This is a genomic window from Ruegeria sp. AH12 (genome assembly GCF_056541465.1).
Map to the genome: position 1 here is coordinate 54265 of NZ_JBQFYL010000007.1, position 18897 is coordinate 73161.

The following is an 18897-nucleotide window of genomic DNA, read 5'->3' on the forward strand; positions in this document are numbered from 1 at the left end:
GGAGAGTTTCGCTATGACTGCGTACCCAAACATGCTGGCCCCGCTGGATCTGGGCTTTACCACGCTTAAGAACCGCGTGCTTATGGGCTCGATGCATACCGGGCTGGAAGAAACCGGCGACTGGAACCGGGTGGCCGAGTTCTACGCAGACCGGGCGCGTGGCGGCGTGGCGTTGATGGTGACAGGCGGCATCGGTCCGAACCTCGAAGGCTCGGTTCTGCCCGGCGCATCGATGATGACCAATGATAAGGAAGTAGCGAACCATTCCATCGTGACACAGCGTGTGCACGAAGCAGGCGGCAAGATCGCAATGCAGATTCTGCACGCCGGGCGCTATGCCTATGGTCCGAAATGCGTTGCCCCCAGCCCGGTGAAGTCCCCGATCTCTCCGTTCCCGCCGAATGAGTTGGACGAAGACGGCATCGAGAAGCAGATCAGCGATATCGTGAATGCTGCGGTTCTGGCGCAAAAGGCTGGCTATGATGGCGTCGAGATCATGGGGTCCGAAGGGTACTTTCTGAACCAGTTCCTGGTAACGCACACCAATAAGCGCGAGGATCGCTGGGGCGGTTCTTATGAAAACCGCATGCGCCTGCCGATTGAGGTGGTGCGCCGCACGCGCGATGCTGTGGGCACGGATTTCATCATCATCTACCGCCTGTCGATGATCGATCTAGTTCCCAATGGCTCGACCCATGACGAGGTTGTGCAACTGGCGCAAGAGATTGAAAAGGCCGGGGCCACGATCATCAACACCGGAATCGGCTGGCATGAGGCGCGCATTCCAACCATTGCAACCAGCGTTCCACGCGCGGCCTTCGCCTGGGTGACCAAGAAGCTGATGGGTAAGGTATCGATCCCGATCATCACCTCGAACCGGATCAATACACCTGAAGTCGCCGAAGAGGTTCTGGCCACCGGCTGCGCCGACATGGTGTCACTGGCGCGGCCCATGCTGGCGGATGCGGATTTTGTGAACAAGGCCATCGCGGGGCAGTCGGCGCAGATCGCGCCCTGCATTGCCTGCAATCAGGCCTGTCTGGATCACACGTTCAGCGGCAAGCTGACCTCGTGCCTGGTCAACCCGCGCGCCTGCCACGAGACCGAATTGGTGATCGAGAAAGCCGAAGCACCGAAATCCGTAGCCGTCGTAGGCGCTGGCCCCGCAGGCCTTTCCACTGCGATGACCGCGGCCCAACGCGGACACAGCGTTACCCTGTTCGACCGCGCGCCTGAGGTCGGCGGGCAGCTGAACATGGCCAAGCAGGTTCCGGGGAAAGAGGAGTTCTGGGGCCTTGTCGACTGGTACCGCACCATGATGGATGATCTGGGTGTAAACGTGGAACTAAACCGCGAAGTCGGCGTGGATGACCTGACCGGCTTTGATGAAGTGGTCATCGCCACCGGCGTTACCCCTCGCGATCCGGAAATCCCCGGTCAGGATCGGGACAATGTGCTCAGCTATATCGACGTGTTGCGCGACAAGGCCGATGTCGGGAAATCAGCGGCTGTGATTGGCGCAGGCGGCATCGGGTTTGATGTTTCTGAATTCCTGCTGGAGGACGGGCACAGCGCCACCACCGACCTACCGCTTTGGATGAAGGAATGGGGCGTGACGGACCCAGCTGAACACCGCTCGGGCCTTGCGCCCGAAGGACCGCAGCCCGAAGCGCCAGCCCGTCAGATCACCCTGCTGCAGCGCAAGAAACAGGCGCATGGCAAAGGGTTGGGCAAAACAACCGGCTGGATTCACCGCGCGACGCTGAAGATGAAAGATGTCAACTTTGTTGGCGGCGTGAACTATGAGCGGATCGACGAAGATGGCCTGCATGTCAGCTTTGGCGAAGAGCGCGCCGACCCCACGGTGATTTCAGCGGACACGATTGTGCTGTGCGCCGGTCAGATCTCGGACCGCAGCCTCGCCGATGCGCTGATTGATCGCGGGATCACCCCACATGTAATCGGCGGCGCTGATGTGGCGGCCGAACTGGATGCCAAACGGGCAATCAACCAGGGGACACGGTTGGCGGCCACATTTTAGTTTGGATTTCTATATCAAGCAGTAAAACATCCAGTTTTAGATACCCCTCTGTCTGACGATTTGGGTAACCTTCCTGCAGGATGAAAACACCACCGCTCGAAGCTTGGGGCGTAAACGCCGAATTGGTTCTCATGCAAGGGGGGCACAGGAATACTGTGTTTCGAACTGTTGGCCTGGAAACGAACCTCGTCTTCAAATCGACATGTCGCTCAGTTGAGGCGATTTCATGGCTGATCCATGTACAAGAGCTGGCCCGCAGAAGTGGATTTATCGTCCCCCACTTTCGTCTCAGCCTACAAGGCCGCCTGACCGAGGCGAATTGGACTTGCGAAACTTTAATCCTTGGCAGGCCCTTTAAAACCCAAGAGTTAAACCGTGTTTCACCTTTGATAGACGAGTTCCACAATAGATGCCAAAATGTATCACAGAGGCCCGGATTTCTTGCCTCTAAAGACTACATTTATTCGGATTGCGGTGGCGATATCGACTTGGGTGAGATGCCAACGAATGTTGCCGAGAACTGCCGCGCGGCTTGGAAAGATATCTCAGAACTGCCTCAATCTATTGTCCATGGTGACTTAAACGCCGACAATCTACTGTATACAGAAACAGGCGCCGTCGCACTGCTCGACTGGGATGAATGTAGACGTGATACGCGTATTTTCGACACAGGTGTCCTTACCAAAGCGACTGCTTCGATATCACGTGCGATAGCAGCTTGGGAAACAGCATGCTCTTGGCTGCGCGAACCCGAGTATGCGCTCACTTGTGCAGAACGTCTTCAACGCATGTCATGAGCTTCGGCAAAGCTCTTTTAAGCTACTCCACGACAATCGTGATCACCTCGGACACCACAGGCGGATTGTGCGGCACGTGGCCTGCATCTCCCAGCACCAGTTGCAGCGTATGCTGTCCGGCAGGCAGGTCCAGTGTCACCTCGGTCTGACCTCCGCCAAAATGCATGTGGTTGTCATCGGCGGGCAGGCCATAGGCCAACTCATCCGCGCCGTCTTCGCCCTCACCAATCGGTGGGCGGTTGATCAGCAGGTGGTGATGGCCTGTGTTCTCGGCCTCAGTTCCCGCAGGCGCGACACCCATTCCGCTGAGGCCAAAGACCACCGTGACCGGAGATTGAACACTATCGCCATCCGCAAGATTCACAAAATAGACCTTGGCATCGGGATTCGACGCGGTCTCGCCCCCGGCCCAGACAAAACTTGCGCTCAGACAGAACGCGGCGGTGAATAGAAACGATTTCATTAACTCCTCCCAGGTCACAAAATTGCCATTCTGACCATAGCATAAACGCGAAATTATGTAGAATTCGGTGCTTATCGCCGCTGCTGACGGATCGGAAACCACTGTTTCCGCGTTTCTGAACTGCAAACGATCCGATTCAAAACCCTGATATTATCCCATGTCTGCCCCGTTTCCGCCCAGATTCGGAACCAATATCACCTTCGAGAGCAAGACCTGGGGAACGAGTATGGATCGACTGACCGAAATGGAAGCCTTCGCCAACGTGGTGGACCAAGGTGGCTTCACCGATGCGGCCAAGAAGATGGGTATCTCCAAATCGGCAGTGTCCAAACACGTGTCGAGCCTTGAGGCGCGGCTGGGTGCGCGGCTGTTGAACCGCACGACGCGCCGGGTTTCACCAACCGAGATCGGACTGGCCTATTATGACCGCGCGCGCCGCGTACTTAATGATGCGGGCGAGGCGGATGCGCTGGTCACTTCGATGCAATCGGCACCATCGGGCCTGCTGCGCATCAGCGTTGCGACCGATTTTGGCGTCAATCACCTGTCGCCCGTGCTGTCCGAATTTCTGTCAGCCTATCCCGACATCACCGTGAACATGGTTTTGAATAACCGATATGTTGAGTTGATATCCGAAGGCTTTGACGTGGCCGTCCGCATTGGAGAGCTGGAAGACAGCACCCTGCGCGCCCGCAAGTTGACAGAAACCGTCAAACGCATGGTCGCGGCGCCCAGCTACATCGAAAAGTTCGGACGCCCGCAAAAGATCGACGATCTGAACGAACACAAACTGCTGCACTACTCCAGCCAATCCTCGGGCAGTGTGTGGAAACTGACCGCACCTTCGGGTGAAAAACGGCAGGTCCGCACCGCCGGCTGGCTGAGTGTGAATGACGGGCAGTCCCTTTTGAATGCCGCAATTTCGGGCTTGGGCATCGCCCACCTGCCCAGCTACCTGTATGCGGATGCGTTGAAATCTGGCCTTGTGCTGGATGCCATGCCATCGCTACCGGATGAGGTGCAGGGGGTATATGCGGTCTATCCTCCCGGCCGCTTTACCCAGCCGAAAGTGCGCGCATTCATTGATTTTCTGGTCGAATCCTTCAACGAGAAGGGTCCGATGGATTGGTAAGTTTCTCCCTGTGAACTGGAACGGCCCGTGCAGAAATGTGCGGGTCTTTTTTTTATGGTTCGATGATCGACAACCCCATGGACCGAGCGGAAGAGCGCAACGCCTCTGTCAGCACATTTTGACCCAGCGGTGGGTTTTCAGAGTTGCGCGCCAGCAGGGCGATATCGCGATTGGCATTGGGAATGGACAACGGACGCAACCGCACTTCGTCACGGTAAATCCCCTGTCTGCGGGCGAAAAGGTCAGGCAGGATAGCAACGCCTACACCCGACGCCGCCATAAGGACAATGGAATCGAGGGTCGTGCCCTCATATTCATCCGAAACGACTCCTCCACATTCTGCTGCCAATCCGTAGACGATGCGCGATAAGCGATGACTCTGATCAAGGGTCAGGAACAATCGGTTCTGCAAATCTGCGGCGCTGACACCATGGATATCTTGTGCCAACACGTCATCAACTGCCACGGCGATCCAAAGCGTTTCGTTGAACAAACGGTGTTGCAGGGTGTTGGCATGGTCTTCGGGCGTTGACAGGATCAGATCAAATCGACCGGATTTCAGGCCCTGCTCCAGATCCAACGTGTTTTCCTCACGTACGACAATGCGCAGCCCGGGGCGCTGCCGATGCACCTCTTTGATCGCTTGTGGCAACAAATATGGCCCAATCGAAGGCAGGACGCCCAGTCTCAACCTTCCCCCAACGGGCATATCATTGGTCATCGCGTGGCGCAGGTCTTTTACGTCTGCAAGGATCTTCTGCGCGCGCGAGATAAACTCTTCCCCTTTTGTTGTGACCTGAATTCCACCACGGTTGCGGTCGAAGATGCGAATGCCAAGCTCTTGTTCTACCGTCGCAATTTGCGTTGACATGCTGGGTTGACTGACATTCAGCACCTCAGCCGCCAGGCTGAACCGCCCAAGGCGGCTGACCGTTACGATGTACTCCAGTTGACGCAAGGTTGGGCGCATTATATAGCCTAAAACTATCTATAATTTAGTAAGATAGTATTTGGCGAAAAAGAATTTGCAAGGCACCTAGCCCCAAACAGAGGGAACAGGAGCTATAAAATGCCCGGAGTGATCGAAACGCTATCCAGCAACCTGCTGGTGCCCACCATATTATTCTTCGCCCTCGGGCTTTTGGCGGCCTTCGTGCGCAGCGATCTATCGATACCGGCGGGCGCGGCCAAATTCATGTCGCTTTATCTATTGCTGGCAATCGGTTTCAAAGGCGGTGCCAGCTTGGCGGCACACGGTATTCACCTGCAACTGTTCCTGACCTTGCTTGGCGGGGTTGCCTTGTCATTCGTGATCCCTTTCGTCGCATTTGGCATGCTCAGGGTCATGACACGGCTAGACCCGCTTAACGCTGCTGCGGTGGCGGGGCACTATGGTTCCATCTCGATTGTGACATTTGTCACCGCAACCAGCTTGCTGGATTTGGTGGGCCTGGCTCATGACGGGTTCATGGTGGCCGTTGCAGCAGCGATGGAAGTCCCGGCTATTCTGTCGGCGCTGTGGCTCGCTCATAAGGCCGGCAACAATGGTGTCAAGAATGACAAACTTTGGCGGGACCTGCTGGCCAATGGCTCGATTGTGCTGCTCACCGGTGCGTTTCTGATCGGCGCTATTACGGGTGGTGAAGGAATGCAGATGATCGCACCCTTCATTGTCACACCTTTTACCGGCATCCTGTGCCTGTTTCTGCTGGATATGGGTCTGTCGGCTGGACGCAGCCTAGTCAACAATCGGGACAAACTGTCGGTCGGTCTGTTCGCCTTTGGTGTTCTGATGCCTCTGATCGGCGCAATGATGGCTTGGGCGGTCGGAGCCATGATCGGTTTGCCACAGGGCAGCTTGTTCCTGTTCATGGTGCTGTCGGCTTCAGCCTCATACATCGCGGTTCCGGCTGCCATGAAAATCGCGCTACCGAAGGCCGAATCCGGGATTTACCTGACGCTTTCGTTGGGTGTCTCGTTCCCGTTCAATATCACCGTCGGCTTGCCGCTTTACCTGTGGTGGGTCAGTTGACCAGCAAAACGGCCTCGACCCGGCGGTTCAGGTCTCGCCCTTCGGGCGTCGCGTTCGAGGTGATCGGGGCAAGATAACCCACGCCCTGCGCTTCAATCCGGTCAGCCGCGACGCCATAAGCTTCGATCAACCGACTACGAACCGCCTCGGCCCGGCGTTTGCTGACCCGAATGTTGGCATCTAAATCGCCAGTGTCATCGGTGTTGCCAACCAGCGCCAAACGCAGGCCTGGATTATCTGCCAGAAATCCGGCCATCAAGGCAAGCGAGGCAAACGGACCGTCGCCCAGCGCCACCTCACCGGTGCGGAAATGCAGGTCGTCCAGAATGACGTGCCCGTTTTGCTGTAGCTCGGCCAAGAGGCCTTGGGCCCCATCGACGGATTGTTCGACAACGATTGGCGCGGGTGCGGGCGCGTCAGCAGGGGTGACGCGGATCATTTGCACATAGCCGTCGGGCGGGTCCCGGCTGACCAGCAGGCTCAGCACGGTTTGCCCTTTCTGTGCCGCCAGAAACCGGTAATCCTGAATGGCAACATACATGTCGGGTGTGGGGACGACCTCGGTTCCAAACCGAAAGTCAAAGCCGCCACAGACGCGCGCCTCGCATTCGAAAAGGATGTCATATCCTTGCGCTTCGATCTGATCCCGCAACGGGGCCAGCAACTGCAGGGTCGTGCTGGACCCGGCCTGCACGCGCCATGTGTATCGCTCAACCTGCCCTTCAACGGTCCGTGATGGCACAGCTCCATCTGCAAACGGCCCGGTCGGTAGATCATAGCTGTCCAAGGCCGAACTGCGGTCGCTGATCTGCTGTGCCGTCTGCGGCAAGGTCAGTTCTTGCGCCACCACAGGTCCGGCAACAACCAAGAAGACAGATATAAGCGTTCGGATCATCGAAATTGTGCGTGATACTCGGGGTTTGGCGCCATGGCGGTGGCGCTGGCGACCCGGTTGGACATGTTGAAGAAGCCGGCCACATTGGCGATGTCCCAGATATCTCGGTCGCTAAACCCCACATCGCGCAGATGCTGGCGGTCAGGCTCTTCAATCTCGGCGCTGGCCTTGGTCATCTTGGCCGCAAAATCCAGCATAGCACGCTGACGCGTATCGAGAGGCGAGACGCGATAGTTCATGGCCAACATCTCTCCCAATTGCGGATTTCCCGACAACTGCCGCACCGCGGCACCATGGGCAACGAGGCAATAGAAGCATTTGTTGATCGATGACACGACAACCGCAATCATCTCACGTTCCAGCTTGGTCAACCCGCTATCGGCCAACATCAGATCGTTATACATGGTGGTGAAGGCGTTGAGCTTATCGATATCGAACGCATAGGCCTTCAGCACATTTGGCACCATGCCCAGTTTCTCGACACAGATATCAAAGTATTTCTGCGTCTCAGGCGGCAGTGGATCGACCATAGGCAGGTCCAGCGCTGTGGGCATATCTTGTTGTGTCACGGGGTGCCTCTCTTCGTCAGATAAGCTGACGGTAATGGTATTCGCCGACGATCTCCATCCCAAGCGCGCGGTAGAGACCATTTGCCCCTTGGTTCGCCTTAGTGCAGATCACGCTGAGCGTTTGCGCACTATTGTCGCGCGCCCAGATCGCGGCCGCCCGCATCGTCCATTCGCCCATGCCCTGCCGCCGGTGATCCGGCAAGATCTCAAGCGCATGCAACATGGCGATATCTTTGTGCATCGCGACAAAAGCGGCCCCGCAAGGTTGATCCGAATGGCGCAAGAGCAGGCTGGTCTTGGGCCCTTTGGCGCGTTCCATGATCGCCACCCGTTCGGGACCGATGCCGCCGGTCGCCCAAATTTCCCGCATGATCGCTAGGGGCTCCCAAATCTGGAAAACCGTGACCAGAGGGATCGGCCTGTCCGTCAGATGTGAGACGGGGCAGGCATAAATGTTAACCGGGTCCAGCACCTGATAACCGCGCGCTGCAAGCTGCGCATCTAGCGCCTCGTCACCCGGGCGCAGGCAAAAGATGCGCTTTTGCCCCATGGCCAGCATCGCCTGTTCTGCTGCATCAATATCCGCTTCGCTGACCGGACCGATGGCGCTGGCTGCCGAAACCCGCGACCCACCGCCCTGCCCTTGGCGCAGTTGAAATGGACCTAACCGCTGATAGCTGGCAGCGGGCCATGTGCCATCGACAACCTCAGCCCAATTGACGCTCACAGTTCAAGCTCTTTTGCCAGTTGGGTCATGGCGGCGTCGATGCGCGTGCCCTCGGTGCCTCTGATCACGACATTTGCACCGAAAGCCCCGTTGATCTGGAACGGGTAGCAACCGATCGACAGGTCACCATAAGCATCCGCCAAAGAGGCCAAAGTCGCCGCGATATCACCCTCCCCCCGGTCCACACGCAGGGTCTGAGACAAGAGCGGGCTGCCTCCGGTCAGCTTGGGCAAAACGCTGGCCACCATGGCCTGAAACACCGACGGCACCCCGGCCATGACATGGACGTTTCCAATGGTAAAGCCCGGCGCGGTTGAGACCGGGTTGTCGATCAAAACCGCCCCGTCTGGGATGCGGGCCATGCGCAGGCGCGCTTCGTTCAGTTCTAACCCCGATTTGTCATAATGTGCCTGCAACAGGGCCCTTGCATCATCCCGCACACCAATATGCGCCCCAAAAGCGCGCGCGATGCAATCGGCGGTGATGTCATCATGGGTCGGGCCGATACCGCCGCTGGTGAACACATTGTCATAGCTGTCGGACAGAGCCTTCACAGCAGTTTCAATCGCCGGGGCATCATCGCTGACAATACGCACCTCGTTCAAGTCGATGCCGTGCTTGGTCAGTTCGCCAGCGAGGTAGTGCATATTCGCATCGCGCGTTCGACCGGACAGAATCTCATCCCCGATCACCAGCATCGCAGCGCTTGGATTGGCCATGGAACGTCTCCTCTTGATCGACCTTTGGGGCAGGTATAGGCCCTAGGCTATGCGATTTGAAACCCCTCTTGTCCCCGCCCGCCTGATCCGCCGCTACAAACGCTTTCTGGCCGATTGCACACTGGAGGACGGCCGCGAGGTCACCGCCCATTGCGCCAATCCCGGTTCGATGATGGGGCTGGCGGAACCCGGGCAGAAAATCTGGCTAGAGCCCAATGACAATCCGAAGAAAAAGTTGAAATACGGCTGGCGGCTGGTCGATCATGAGAACGGACATTTCACCGGGGTCGATACATCCGTTCCGAACAAGGCCCTGCGTCTGGCGTTGCAGTCGGGTGAGATTCCTGAACTGGCCGCCTATGATACCGTACGGGCCGAGGTGAAATACGGCCAGAACAGCCGCATCGACTTCCTACTCAGCGGGCCTGGCCTGCCCGATGCCTATGTCGAGGTCAAAAGCGTCACCCTGTCTCGTGAACCCGGACTGGCCGAGTTCCCCGACAGCGTGACCGCGCGCGGCACCAAACATCTGGGCGAGCTGGCCGAGATGGTTGAACAGGGGCACCGGGCGATCATGCTGTATCTGGTGCAGCGCACCGATTGCGAACGCTTCGCGCTGGCCGCAGACATCGATCCAGCCTATGCGGCGGCGTTTAAGGCTGCACAGGTGAAAGGAGTGGAACGGTTGGCCTATGGCACTCGGATAACGCCCGAGGGCGTTTGGGTTGAGACAAATGCCTGCATCGGATCCGAAACCCAGATATGATCGCAGGATGTCGGCGAAACCTGTTCGAGGCAAAAGCCAGTGCGGCCAGCTAGGAGCCCCCTGATGGTAGAAGTATCAATTGAAACCTGTACCGAATTACCGGAAAAGGACGCATTCAGTAGCATTTTATCGCAGTATTATGGCCTCATCGTCCAACGAATGCAGGATATGGGTTTCGACATAGACCCGTCCGCACCCGAAAGCGCAATGGCCGAATTCTGGGCCAATTCGAACGACTATCTGCCTCCGAACGGCTGCATCGTTGTGGCGCGAGATGCCGCCGGTGAAATCATCGGATGTGGTATGCTGAAACGGCTTGATGACCAGACTGGTGAACTCAAGAGAGTCTTTGTTGTTGAGAGCGCAAGAGGAACAGGCACCGAAAAAGCACTGATCGAAGCCCGAGAAAAGGCCGCGCGCACGATGGGTCTGACACGATTGGTTGCCGATACGCTTACACCCAATGTCGAAATGCGCAGCCTTTATCCAAAACTGGGCTTTGTCGAAGTGGATGAAGTAATTGAGACGACAACCTACAAAGACCAACCTGTGCTGCGCCCGCATATGCACTACTTCGTGAAAGAAATTTAAGGCAACACGCCCTTGCTGGCGATACTTGAACTCTGCGACACACCCGCCAATTTCGGAGCCACAGCCCCGCGCCCTCTGGAACTTTCTGCACAAGCAGCGTAAATAGAGTGCTGCGCGACACATTTGGAGCTTAGCGTCGATGAAAGAGCATCGCGGCCGTATGACGAAAGACGGCATCCGCATCTATGAACAAGGGGATTTTGCCGGCATGCATGCGGCAGGGGCCTTGGCTGCGCGGATACTCGACGATATTGCCGATCATGTGTTTCCCGGTCAGACAACCGGTGCGATTGATGGGTTGATTACGCAGATGGTCGAGGATGCAGGCGCGACCTCGGCGACCATCGGCTACAAAGGCTATCAGCACGCCAGCTGCATCAGTGTAAACCACGTGGTTTGCCACGGCATTCCCGGCGATAAGAAGCTGAAAGATGGCGATATCCTGAATATCGACGTGACCGTCGTTGTCGATGGTTGGTTCGGTGACACCTCGCGCATGTATGTTGCAGGAAAACTGCCCCGCAAGGCCGAGCGTCTGATTCAGGTCACCCATGACGCGCTGTTCAAGGGCATCGAGATGGTCAAGCCCGGCAACACGTTCGGTGATATCGGCCACGCCATTCAGGCTTATGTTGAGGCGCACCGGATGAGCGTTGTCCGCGATTTTTGCGGCCACGGGTTGGGCCGGGTGTTCCATGCACCGCCAAACGTCCTGCATTATGGGCGTCCGGGAACCGGAGCGGTTCTGGAAGAAGGTATGTTCTTCACCATCGAACCGATGGTCAATCTGGGCCGCCCGGAAACCAAAACGCTGGCCGATGACTGGACTGCCGTAACCCGCGACAAATCCTTGTCCGCGCAGTTTGAGCATTCCGTGGGTGTGACAGCCGATGGGGTGGAGATCTTCACACTCTCACCCGGCGGGAAGTACCATCCGACCTATTCGTCCTGATCGACGGCCTGTTCGCGTAGCAGCTTGAGCAACAGCGTTTCATCTCGCCAAGGGATTACTGCGTCGTGAATGAAAACAGGTGCGCGCATCGGCTTACGCTCGGGGGCCGGAGTGACATCGGCATCCTGCGAAAATGACCAAATCGGTGGGTTAAGTACGCGGTCCATAACCCCGACACTAGCACGGTTGCGTCAAATTCCCAAAAGATCCGGCACCACGTTCATGTCGTGAAAAACCTCTGCCCCGATCTCCGCCAATTTGGCGCCGTGACCCTCTGGTACTAAGGCAAGGCACCGCATGCCTGCGCGTACCGCGGCAGTCACACCATTCTGGCTGTCTTCAATCACGACGGGTGTGGACGCGTCGAACTGCTTCGCGGCCAGCAGAAACATCTCTGGGTCCGGTTTTGCAGTCCCAAGTTCGTGGGCCGAAAACATGGCACCCTGAAACCGGTCCCAAAGCCCGTTCTGCCCCAGCGTGATCGCCATCTTGTCCGGACTGCCATTTGAGGCCACGCAGAATGGGATACCGTGGTGGTCGAGCCGATCAAGCAAGTCCCGAATACCCGGCATCAATGCCACGCCCTGACGCAGACGCTCGTAGGTTTCCGAATAGACTTCATCGATCCAGTCGTCGGGTAAATCAGCCCCCAGCGCACGTGCTTTGTCGCGCACGCCAGCCATTGTACCGCCCAAGAAAAAACCAACGCTGTCTTCCAGAGTAAGGTCCAGTCCATAGCGGGCAAGGTTGTCTACCAAAACCTGATTGGACAGCGGCTCACTGTCGACCAGAACGCCATCGCAATCAAAGATGACAAGATCGTGCATGGAACTCTCCGCCTGTTTTGCAACCGACCTAGCCGAGTGTGGGTCGCCGCGCAAATCGGAATGTGGCGTCAATCCGCGCAGTGCGTTTCAGTCTGAAACATTACGCCACATCAATGAGATATGGGTATCACCATACTTTCGAGTGCTGTGTAGGCTGAAGCCATCAGGTGCGACCATGGGGGTGTTCTCTTCCCAGACCAGCAGGGCGTCATCCGTGAGCCAATCACCGGCAACGGTGGCCGCCACCGCCTTTTGCCCAAGCGCCTTGCCATAAGGTGGGTCCAGAAAAACCAGATCGTAAGACGCATCCGGGTTGATGCCCAATCGCGTGGCGTCGCGACGGATCAGATCAGTGCGGTTGGCGCTGCCGGTCAGCTCGATGTTCTTGCGGATCAAACCCTGCGCAACCCGCCCGTCATCCACAAACGTGACATGCGCTGCCCCACGCGACAGCGCCTCAAGCCCCAATGCGCCGGTGCCTGCAAACAGATCCAACACGCGCAGACCATCGAAGTCGATCTGATGCGTCAGAACGTTGAACAGGCTTTCGCGCACCCGGTCTGTGGTCGGGCGCAGATGCGCGCCCGCATCGCCCTTGCCAACCGAGGCCAAGGTGCGGCCTCGGAAGTCTCCGGCGATGATCCTCACGCTTTAAGCAGCGGCTTCAGGTCCGCTTCCGGGTCCGCGACCACGGATGGATCAGCCGTCTTGCCCGCATCGATCAGGCGTTTGCCAACCATGTAGGCGCGCGGGTCGTTCATGGCGTCGACCGCGATCAGCTGGTCGCCCTTGTAGTACCAGAAGGACACGGTCGCGCCCTCACCTTTGCGGGTCACGACACGGTCATACCCTGTGTTCAGCCCGGCAATCTGCAGCTTGACGTCATACTGATCCGACCAAAACCACGGCGTTGCGGTGTAGTCCTTGGCGGCACCCAACATGTTCTGAGCGACGATCTCGGCCTGATCGATAGCGTTTGGGACGCTCTCTAGACGAATACGCCCTTCGCCATGCGGGAAGGATGCACAATCGCCTGCCGCCCAGATCGACGGGTCAGAGGTGCGGCCGTGGGCGTCGGTTTTAATCCCGTTGTCCAGTTCCAGCCCCGCCATCTCGGCCAGTTGCGTCGATGGTGCGATGCCAACACCGACAACAACGAAATCTACCACAATCTCGGACCCGTCCGTCAAAACCGCTCCGACCACTCTGCCGTTGTCACCGACCAGCCGATCCAACCCAACGCCTTCACGGATATCCGCACCGTATTCGCTGTGCAATGCGCGGAAATAGTCGCTGGTTTCCTTCGCAGCAACGCGTTGCAAGATACGCTCGGCCATCTCGACCAAAGTCACCTTGACCCCGCGCTTGGCGCAGACGGCTGCAGCCTCGAGCCCGATATAGCCGCCACCCACGATCAACGCGCGTGCGCCATCGGTGACACGAGGCTCCATCTCATCGATATGCGCCAGATCGCGCACCACGTGAACGCCTTGCAGGTCACCGCCAATCGCGGCGGGAAGATAGCGCGGATCAGATCCGGTAGTCAGTGCCAGTTCGTCGTAGGAAATGACATCATCGCCAACCGTCACGGTCTTGGCCTGCGGATCAATTGCGGTGACACGCTGTCCCAGGCGCAGGGTGATGTTGTTCTCGGCATAGAAGCTCTCGGGCCGCAGGAAAAGACGCTCCAATTCCATTTCACCAAGTAGATAAGCCTTGGAGAGGGGCGGGCGCTGATAGGGCAGATGCGGTTCAGCCCCGATCAGGGTGATGTCACCATCAAACCCATCCTTGCGCAGCCGCGCGACAAGCGATGCGCCCGCTTGTCCGGCACCGATCACGACAATATGGCTCATGTTCCTCCCACCCTGTCGAATTACCGTGGTCTCATCCACGCGACCACCTATATTGCGGCAAAGCCCGACTCTGCAAATCCAAACGACAGGAGGTAAGAAATGATTTCAACAGGTGACACGCTGCCCGATGCCACGTTGACCCAAATGGGCGCGGACGGCCCGGAAGAGGTGCGGATTTCCGACAAAACCAAAAGCCGGAAAGTGGTGATCTTCGCGGTGCCCGGTGCCTATACCGGCACCTGCACCACCGCCCATGTCCCCAGCTTTATCCGGACCAAGGACCAGTTCGACGCAAAAGGTGTAGACGAAGTGATCTGCATTTCTGTCAACGATCCGTTTGTCATGCATGCCTGGGGCGAATCCACCGGCGCCACGGCGGCGGGGCTGACCATGCTGGGCGATGCGACATCGGAATTCACCAAAGCCCTCGGCATGGATTTCGATGCACCGCCCGTGGGCCTGATCGCGCGGTCCAAACGCTATGCGATGCTGGTCGAGGACGGCAAGGTCGTCGCGCTGAACCTGGAAGAAAACCCCGGGGTGTGCGAAGTTTCGGCTGGCGAGGCCCTGCTGGACGCAATCTGAACCGATCTGGCCCCGGCCCGTGTCGGGGCCAGATGAACCTTATTTAACTTGCGACAACACCCCGTTACGCGAATACTTGACGCATAAACACGGGAGTTGATTGATGAAATTCAGATTTTTGACCCTCTGCGCGGTCTGTACTGGTGCTTTGGCAGCCTGCGGCCCCGCCCCCACCCCACAACAACAAGCCGCGCGCCAACATGAGATCGCCTGCCTTGGTGGCACATTGGGTGGCGCGTTGATCGGCGGTGCAATTGGCAATCAGTTCGGGGGCGGCTCCGGCAAAACCATTCTGACCGCGGCAGGCGCTGCCGCGGGTGGCATCGAAGGGCAGAGGTTCGCATGTTGAAAGCATTGAAAATGAAACCGCTTGTTTTGATCGCGTCCGTTGCGTTTGCCGCTGCGGCCAATGCCGAAACCGTGGCCGAGCTACACGAAAACGAATTGCGGGCCATTGACGCCAACAATGACGGGTTCCTGTCCAAGGACGAATTCAACGCCTTTTCCGACTACGCGTTTCAGACGATGGATGAGGACAAGAACGGCACGCTGGGATTGGATGAGGCCAAGCCGTTTCTGGACATCAAACAGTTTCAAAACGTTGACCGGAACGACGATAGCTTTATCTCAAGGGCAGAATACGACGCGCAGATGGACAACGATTTCACCACTGCGGATCAGGACGGAAACGGCCAGTTGGACTAGGCCAACTCTGAACAGGAGCGTGGTATGAACAAATGGATCGCCTTTGGGGCGCTGTCTGTGCTCGCCGCATGTGATGTGCCGCAGGCCCCCGTTATCACCGGGCCGGATGGGCAGTCCCGTATTCAGATCAATACCAGCGGTTTGACCTGCTACAACACGAAGTGTCTGGATATTGATCCCGCCGCGCGCAGCGTGCGGCAGGTTGGCAACCGCACAACCGGAATTCCGGGCAACATAAATGTCAGCGACGGAACCGTGACACCGGGCGAGTTCGAACAGATGGGCGTTGTCGCCTCATTGGCTGGTGGAATGGGATCGCGCGGGGATCGCGGCTAAATCAGGCTGTCCATCTTGCGCGCCAGTTTGGCATCCAGAGATGACAAACCGCCCACATCGTGGGTGGACAGCACAACTTCGACCGTCCGGTAGACGTTGAACCATTCCGGGTGATGGTTCCACTTCTCAGCCCAGATCGCCACCTGGGTCATCCAACCAAAAGCCGCAACAAAATTGTCAAAATCAAAGGTCTTGGTGATTGCATCCCGACCTTCAACCATGGTCCAACCGTTGCTAAACAGCGGATCCAAAAGGGGGCCTCGGGTCTCGGTCGACAAAAGCTCAGTCATTGCTGTTCCTCCGGGTTCGACTTTCTGAACGGTCCGTAGTCCGTCAGAATCTCAATCTCTTCTCCTACGGCACGGCCTTCGGCGTCCAGATATCTTTTTACAGCGTCAGCAAAACCCGGATCACCAACCCAATGCAAGCTGTGCGTGCGCGTCGGCAAATAGCCGCGCGCCAATTTGTGCTCGCCCTGCGCACCTGCCTCGACCCGCAACAAACCGTGGGCAATCGCAAAATCAATGGCCCGGTAGTAACACAGTTCGAAATGCAGGCAGGCATGGTGTTCGACACAGCCCCAATACCGACCAAAAAGCGTTTCGCGCCCGATAAAATTCAGCGCCCCTGCAATCGGATAGCCATCGCGCATGGCAAGAACCAGCGCCATATCATCCGCCATCGTGTCCTGTGCGATGTCAAAGAACTGCCGCGTCAGATAGGGTGAGCCCCATTTCCGCGCACCGGTGTCCTGATAGAACCGCCAGAACGCATCCCAATGCTCGGGCCGCAGCTCTGACCCGGTCAAAGTGATGATGTCACCACCAAACCCGTTCGCTTGCGCCCGTTCTTTGCGGATATTCTTGCGTTTGCGCGACGACAGAGCAGCGAGAAACCCATCGAAATCTGCATATTCGTCGTTCAACCAGTGAAATTGCTGCGAGCTGCGCAGCATCAGGCCCATCTGTTCGCCCGCCAGCGCCTCATCCTCGGTGCAGAAGGTTGCGTGCAGAGATGAAATCTGATTGTCGGCCGCCAGTTGCACCGCACCCTGCACCAGTGCGGACATGCCAATTGTCTCATACCCCGGCCGAACCAGAAACCGCCGCCCAGTTGCTGGCGTAAAGGGAACGGCTATCTGCAGTTTGGGATAGTAGCGCCCGCCCGCATTTTCGTAGGCGTGGGCCCAGCTATGGTCGAAGATGTATTCGCCCTGACTGTGCGACTTGGCATACATCGGCGCGGCAGCGATCAGCATTCCGTCCAGATAGCTGGTCAGGTATTGCGGATGCCAGCCAGTTCCCGACCCGACCGACCCGCTGTTTTCAAGTGCCAACAGAAACCGATGAGTGGTGAACGGATCCAGAGGGCGCCCGCCATCTGCGGCCTCGGGGCAAGCGCAGGCATCCCATTCTGCCGCAGAAATCTGCGACAGTGAGCTCAGTACCTGAACTTCGATCTGCGCCTGATCCATGTACCCTCCGCGTCTGTTCTTTATCTGTGACAGTGCGGGTCAGGTTCAACCCGGATGGGCCGCCAAATACCCCTCGAAGGTCACATTGTCGGCAACGGCGCGGGCCTGTGCCTCTTGTTCAGGCGAACGCACGGTCCAGCACAGAATCGGAATGCCCTGCGCCTTTAGCTCGGCAACACGGGGGCGGTTCAGGTCGTGAACCTCATGACTGATGAAGCTGGCCCCCACGCGGTCAAAATCCGGGATACCGCGCAGATGATCACAGATGCTGTCAGTCAGAGGCCAATCCTGCGGATCATATGAGCTGGTCACGATCCCGCGTGGTAAATGCGGGGCCAAACGCGCCAGTTCGGCCACGCTGTTGGGGTTGAAGGACATCAACGCCACCGGGCCTTTGTAGCTTTGCAGGGCCCGCACGGTGTCAGCCTCAAGCGGGCCAATATCGGTGCCCATTGCGCCATCCTGATCCTTGAGCTCGATCAGCAAAGGCACCTTGCCGGCGACCATCGCAAGCACCTCATCCAGCGCTGGGATACCATCATCGCCATGCAGCAAGGGGATTTCCACCGCTTGCTCGGAAGTGATCCGTCGGATCGGACCCGCCTGTCCGGTCAGACGCGCCATATCATAGTCATGAAAAACCATGGCGCGGTTGTCTGACGTCAGCTGCAGATCGATCTCAATCCCGTACCCGGCTTCCACCGCTGCACGAATGGCCGCCCGGCTGTTTTCCGGACGGCGGTCCGAGATGTCATGCAAGGCCCGATGCGCGATCGGGGCCTGCAGAAATTCGGCTGGCAGTTTCGGGGTCATTGGACCTCGAATATGCCTTCGATTTCAACCGCTACGCCCAACGGCAATGAGGCCGCACTGACAGCCGAGCGGGAATGACGCCCTGCATCACCCAGCGCCTCAACCAGGAAATCGGACGCGCCATTGATCACCTGCGGCTGCGCGGTGAAATCAGCTGTCGAGTTCACAAAGCCGGTCAGCTTGATCACCCGCACCAGTTTTTCGATATCGCCACCACAGGCCGCTTTGACCTGTGCCAGAAGGTTGATGGCACAGACTTTCGCCGCAGCAGCGCCCGCCTCGACATCCATGTCGTCGCCCAGCTTGCCGGTAATCAGATCATCCGCCTTGGAAATCTGGCCTGAAATATAGACAATATTGCCCACGCGCACGAAAGGCACATAGTTCGCGGCAGGTGCAGGGGCGTCGGGCAGGCTGACGCCCAGGCTTTCCAGTTTTGCGGTGATACTCATGCGATGATCCTCATCCCTCATTTGACTCGGGCGGACGCTACCCCCTTGGGCGCGACAGGGAAAGCAGGAAACTGGCATTTTTGAACGCGGCGCTTATCTGGGCATAACTCCTCTTATTCCGCAGTGTTGAAGCGATGTCACTTTACCGCGCCCAGGCAGACGCGT

At 57.8% G+C, this 18897-nt stretch carries 25 protein-coding genes; 11 read left to right on the forward strand and 14 right to left on the reverse strand.

What is annotated here, in order from left to right:
• Positions 1 to 13: 13 nt before the first annotated feature.
• Positions 14 to 2041, forward strand: a complete 2028-nt coding sequence (locus tag ACR0EL_RS12495) for a 2,4-dienoyl-CoA reductase FMN-binding domain-containing protein (RefSeq protein WP_480500216.1) — start codon at positions 14 to 16, stop codon at positions 2039 to 2041.
• An 80-nt stretch (positions 2042 to 2121) separates the two neighbouring features.
• Complete coding sequence (locus ACR0EL_RS12500; protein ID WP_480500217.1) at positions 2122 to 2838, forward strand: phosphotransferase; 717 nt, start codon at positions 2122 to 2124, stop codon at positions 2836 to 2838.
• 22 nt (positions 2839 to 2860) lie between these two features.
• On the opposite strand, the gene ACR0EL_RS12505 is transcribed toward ACR0EL_RS12500, so the two are convergent.
• Complete coding sequence (locus ACR0EL_RS12505) at positions 2861 to 3301, reverse strand: DUF4399 domain-containing protein (protein ID WP_480500219.1); 441 nt, start codon at positions 3299 to 3301, stop codon at positions 2861 to 2863.
• A gap of 226 nt (positions 3302 to 3527) precedes the next feature.
• On the opposite strand from ACR0EL_RS12505, the gene ACR0EL_RS12510 reads away from it, so the two are divergent.
• Positions 3528 to 4433, forward strand: coding sequence for a LysR family transcriptional regulator (locus ACR0EL_RS12510; RefSeq protein ID WP_170533810.1), 906 nt, complete (start codon positions 3528 to 3530; stop codon positions 4431 to 4433).
• Positions 4434 to 4485: 52 nt separating this feature from the next.
• Here the strand turns inward: ACR0EL_RS12510 and ACR0EL_RS12515 are convergent, their stop codons facing one another.
• Positions 4486 to 5403 carry a LysR substrate-binding domain-containing protein gene (locus ACR0EL_RS12515; RefSeq protein ID WP_353008765.1) on the reverse strand — a complete coding sequence of 306 codons (918 nt, stop codon included), beginning with the start codon at positions 5401 to 5403 and terminating at the stop codon, positions 4486 to 4488.
• 99 nt (positions 5404 to 5502) lie between these two features.
• Here ACR0EL_RS12515 and ACR0EL_RS12520 point away from each other — a divergent pair, with 99 nt between their 5' ends.
• Positions 5503 to 6465 (forward strand): sodium-dependent bicarbonate transport family permease, encoded by a 963-nt coding sequence (locus ACR0EL_RS12520; RefSeq protein WP_353008764.1) that lies wholly within the window; start codon positions 5503 to 5505, stop codon positions 6463 to 6465.
• Here the strand turns inward: ACR0EL_RS12520 and ACR0EL_RS12525 are convergent.
• From ACR0EL_RS12525 to ACR0EL_RS12540, 4 genes are read right to left on the reverse strand one after another with little or no spacing between them, the layout of a single operon-like run.
• A complete protein-coding gene (locus tag ACR0EL_RS12525) occupies positions 6458 to 7360 on the reverse strand; it encodes an OmpA family protein (protein WP_480500220.1) in 903 nt (300 codons plus the stop codon). The genes ACR0EL_RS12520 and ACR0EL_RS12525 overlap by 8 nt on opposite strands.
• Positions 7357 to 7914, reverse strand: coding sequence for a peroxidase-related enzyme (locus ACR0EL_RS12530; RefSeq protein WP_480500330.1), 558 nt, complete (start codon positions 7912 to 7914; stop codon positions 7357 to 7359). Before ACR0EL_RS12530 ends, ACR0EL_RS12525 begins: the two co-directional genes overlap by 4 nt.
• Positions 7915 to 7945: 31 nt before the next feature.
• Positions 7946 to 8656, reverse strand: coding sequence for a GNAT family N-acetyltransferase (locus tag ACR0EL_RS12535; RefSeq protein ID WP_480500221.1), 711 nt, complete (start codon positions 8654 to 8656; stop codon positions 7946 to 7948).
• The gene (locus ACR0EL_RS12540) at positions 8653 to 9375 is read right to left on the reverse strand and encodes a competence/damage-inducible protein A (RefSeq protein ID WP_480500222.1); all 723 of its coding nucleotides are present in this window, start codon (positions 9373 to 9375) and stop codon (positions 8653 to 8655) included. The genes ACR0EL_RS12535 and ACR0EL_RS12540 overlap by 4 nt, the downstream gene beginning before the upstream one ends.
• Before the next feature lie 49 nt (positions 9376 to 9424).
• Between ACR0EL_RS12540 and sfsA the strand changes: the two genes are divergently transcribed.
• The 3 genes from sfsA (at position 9425) to map (ending at position 11684) form a co-directional block, all read left to right on the forward strand.
• Positions 9425 to 10141: a DNA/RNA nuclease SfsA gene (gene sfsA, locus ACR0EL_RS12545; RefSeq protein WP_480500224.1), complete on the forward strand. Its 717-nt coding sequence runs from the start codon at positions 9425 to 9427 to the stop codon at positions 10139 to 10141.
• Positions 10142 to 10204: 63 nt separating this feature from the next.
• Positions 10205 to 10732: a GNAT family N-acetyltransferase gene (locus tag ACR0EL_RS12550; protein WP_480500225.1), complete on the forward strand. Its 528-nt coding sequence runs from the start codon at positions 10205 to 10207 to the stop codon at positions 10730 to 10732.
• Positions 10733 to 10871: 139 nt separating this feature from the next.
• Positions 10872 to 11684, forward strand: coding sequence for a type I methionyl aminopeptidase (gene map / locus ACR0EL_RS12555; RefSeq protein WP_480500227.1), 813 nt, complete (start codon positions 10872 to 10874; stop codon positions 11682 to 11684).
• On the opposite strand, the gene ACR0EL_RS12560 is transcribed toward map, so the two are convergent.
• The 4 genes from ACR0EL_RS12560 to ACR0EL_RS12575 form a co-directional block, all read right to left on the reverse strand.
• A complete protein-coding gene (locus tag ACR0EL_RS12560) occupies positions 11672 to 11851 on the reverse strand; it encodes a hypothetical protein (RefSeq protein WP_480500228.1) in 180 nt (59 codons plus the stop codon). The genes map and ACR0EL_RS12560 overlap by 13 nt on opposite strands.
• Positions 11852 to 11875: 24 nt before the next feature.
• Complete coding sequence (locus tag ACR0EL_RS12565) at positions 11876 to 12511, reverse strand: HAD family hydrolase (protein ID WP_480500229.1); 636 nt, start codon at positions 12509 to 12511, stop codon at positions 11876 to 11878.
• An 87-nt stretch (positions 12512 to 12598) separates the two neighbouring features.
• Entirely contained in the window at positions 12599 to 13159 is a 561-nt protein-coding gene (gene rsmD, locus ACR0EL_RS12570; protein ID WP_480500230.1) for a 16S rRNA (guanine(966)-N(2))-methyltransferase RsmD, read from the reverse strand.
• On the reverse strand, positions 13156 to 14367 hold the full coding sequence (locus ACR0EL_RS12575) for an NAD(P)/FAD-dependent oxidoreductase (RefSeq protein WP_480500231.1): 1212 nt from the start codon (positions 14365 to 14367) through the stop codon (positions 13156 to 13158). Before ACR0EL_RS12575 ends, rsmD begins: the two co-directional genes overlap by 4 nt.
• A 99-nt stretch (positions 14368 to 14466) precedes the next feature.
• Here ACR0EL_RS12575 and ACR0EL_RS12580 point away from each other — a divergent pair, with 99 nt between their 5' ends.
• The 4 genes from ACR0EL_RS12580 (at position 14467) to ACR0EL_RS12595 (ending at position 15993) form a co-directional block, all read left to right on the forward strand.
• Positions 14467 to 14952, forward strand: a complete 486-nt coding sequence (locus ACR0EL_RS12580; protein WP_480500232.1) for a redoxin family protein — start codon at positions 14467 to 14469, stop codon at positions 14950 to 14952.
• 103 nt (positions 14953 to 15055) lie between these two features.
• Positions 15056 to 15301 carry a glycine zipper 2TM domain-containing protein gene (locus tag ACR0EL_RS12585; protein WP_480500233.1) on the forward strand — a complete coding sequence of 82 codons (246 nt, stop codon included), beginning with the start codon at positions 15056 to 15058 and terminating at the stop codon, positions 15299 to 15301.
• Entirely contained in the window at positions 15295 to 15657 is a 363-nt protein-coding gene (locus ACR0EL_RS12590; RefSeq protein ID WP_480500234.1) for an EF-hand domain-containing protein, read from the forward strand. Before ACR0EL_RS12585 ends, ACR0EL_RS12590 begins: the two co-directional genes overlap by 7 nt.
• A 24-nt stretch (positions 15658 to 15681) precedes the next feature.
• Positions 15682 to 15993, forward strand: a complete 312-nt coding sequence (locus ACR0EL_RS12595; protein ID WP_480500235.1) for a hypothetical protein — start codon at positions 15682 to 15684, stop codon at positions 15991 to 15993.
• Here the strand turns inward: ACR0EL_RS12595 and ACR0EL_RS12600 are convergent.
• From ACR0EL_RS12600 to ACR0EL_RS12615, 4 genes are read right to left on the reverse strand one after another with little or no spacing between them, the layout of a single operon-like run.
• On the reverse strand, positions 15990 to 16283 hold the full coding sequence (locus ACR0EL_RS12600; RefSeq protein ID WP_480500237.1) for a 4a-hydroxytetrahydrobiopterin dehydratase: 294 nt from the start codon (positions 16281 to 16283) through the stop codon (positions 15990 to 15992). The genes ACR0EL_RS12595 and ACR0EL_RS12600 overlap by 4 nt on opposite strands.
• Complete coding sequence (locus ACR0EL_RS12605; RefSeq protein WP_480500238.1) at positions 16280 to 17467, reverse strand: GNAT family N-acetyltransferase; 1188 nt, start codon at positions 17465 to 17467, stop codon at positions 16280 to 16282. The genes ACR0EL_RS12600 and ACR0EL_RS12605 overlap by 4 nt, the downstream gene beginning before the upstream one ends.
• 45 nt (positions 17468 to 17512) lie before the next feature.
• A complete protein-coding gene (locus tag ACR0EL_RS12610) occupies positions 17513 to 18280 on the reverse strand; it encodes a glycerophosphodiester phosphodiesterase family protein (RefSeq protein WP_353008739.1) in 768 nt (255 codons plus the stop codon).
• Positions 18277 to 18732, reverse strand: a complete 456-nt coding sequence (locus tag ACR0EL_RS12615; protein WP_170533863.1) for a RidA family protein — start codon at positions 18730 to 18732, stop codon at positions 18277 to 18279. Before ACR0EL_RS12615 ends, ACR0EL_RS12610 begins: the two co-directional genes overlap by 4 nt.
• Positions 18733 to 18897 lie beyond the last annotated feature (165 nt).

Bases quoted from the DNA above. Each gene is read 5' to 3' on its own strand.
- ACR0EL_RS12495 (WP_480500216.1), top strand. From the start codon at position 14: ATGACTGCGTACCCAAACATGCTGGCCCCGCTGGATCTGGGCTTTACC.
- ACR0EL_RS12500 (WP_480500217.1), top strand. From the start codon at position 2,122: ATGAAAACACCACCGCTCGAAGCTTGGGGCGTAAACGCCGAATTGGTT.
- ACR0EL_RS12505 (WP_480500219.1), bottom strand. From the start codon at position 3,301: ATGAAATCGTTTCTATTCACCGCCGCGTTCTGTCTGAGCGCAAGTTTT.
- ACR0EL_RS12510 (WP_170533810.1), top strand. From the start codon at position 3,528: ATGGATCGACTGACCGAAATGGAAGCCTTCGCCAACGTGGTGGACCAA.
- ACR0EL_RS12515 (WP_353008765.1), bottom strand. From the start codon at position 5,403: ATGCGCCCAACCTTGCGTCAACTGGAGTACATCGTAACGGTCAGCCGC.
- ACR0EL_RS12520 (WP_353008764.1), top strand. From the start codon at position 5,503: ATGCCCGGAGTGATCGAAACGCTATCCAGCAACCTGCTGGTGCCCACC.
- ACR0EL_RS12525 (WP_480500220.1), bottom strand. From the start codon at position 7,360: ATGATCCGAACGCTTATATCTGTCTTCTTGGTTGTTGCCGGACCTGTG.
- ACR0EL_RS12530 (WP_480500330.1), bottom strand. From the start codon at position 7,914: ATGCCCACAGCGCTGGACCTGCCTATGGTCGATCCACTGCCGCCTGAG.
- ACR0EL_RS12540 (WP_480500222.1), bottom strand. From the start codon at position 9,375: ATGGCCAATCCAAGCGCTGCGATGCTGGTGATCGGGGATGAGATTCTG.
- sfsA (WP_480500224.1), top strand. From the start codon at position 9,425: ATGCGATTTGAAACCCCTCTTGTCCCCGCCCGCCTGATCCGCCGCTAC.
- ACR0EL_RS12550 (WP_480500225.1), top strand. From the start codon at position 10,205: ATGGTAGAAGTATCAATTGAAACCTGTACCGAATTACCGGAAAAGGAC.
- map (WP_480500227.1), top strand. From the start codon at position 10,872: ATGAAAGAGCATCGCGGCCGTATGACGAAAGACGGCATCCGCATCTAT.
- ACR0EL_RS12560 (WP_480500228.1), bottom strand. From the start codon at position 11,851: ATGGACCGCGTACTTAACCCACCGATTTGGTCATTTTCGCAGGATGCC.
- ACR0EL_RS12565 (WP_480500229.1), bottom strand. From the start codon at position 12,511: ATGCACGATCTTGTCATCTTTGATTGCGATGGCGTTCTGGTCGACAGT.
- ACR0EL_RS12575 (WP_480500231.1), bottom strand. From the start codon at position 14,367: ATGAGCCATATTGTCGTGATCGGTGCCGGACAAGCGGGCGCATCGCTT.
- ACR0EL_RS12580 (WP_480500232.1), top strand. From the start codon at position 14,467: ATGATTTCAACAGGTGACACGCTGCCCGATGCCACGTTGACCCAAATG.
- ACR0EL_RS12585 (WP_480500233.1), top strand. From the start codon at position 15,056: ATGAAATTCAGATTTTTGACCCTCTGCGCGGTCTGTACTGGTGCTTTG.
- ACR0EL_RS12590 (WP_480500234.1), top strand. From the start codon at position 15,295: ATGTTGAAAGCATTGAAAATGAAACCGCTTGTTTTGATCGCGTCCGTT.
- ACR0EL_RS12595 (WP_480500235.1), top strand. From the start codon at position 15,682: ATGAACAAATGGATCGCCTTTGGGGCGCTGTCTGTGCTCGCCGCATGT.
- ACR0EL_RS12600 (WP_480500237.1), bottom strand. From the start codon at position 16,283: ATGACTGAGCTTTTGTCGACCGAGACCCGAGGCCCCCTTTTGGATCCG.
- ACR0EL_RS12605 (WP_480500238.1), bottom strand. From the start codon at position 17,467: ATGGATCAGGCGCAGATCGAAGTTCAGGTACTGAGCTCACTGTCGCAG.
- ACR0EL_RS12610 (WP_353008739.1), bottom strand. From the start codon at position 18,280: ATGACCCCGAAACTGCCAGCCGAATTTCTGCAGGCCCCGATCGCGCAT.
- ACR0EL_RS12615 (WP_170533863.1), bottom strand. From the start codon at position 18,732: ATGAGTATCACCGCAAAACTGGAAAGCCTGGGCGTCAGCCTGCCCGAC.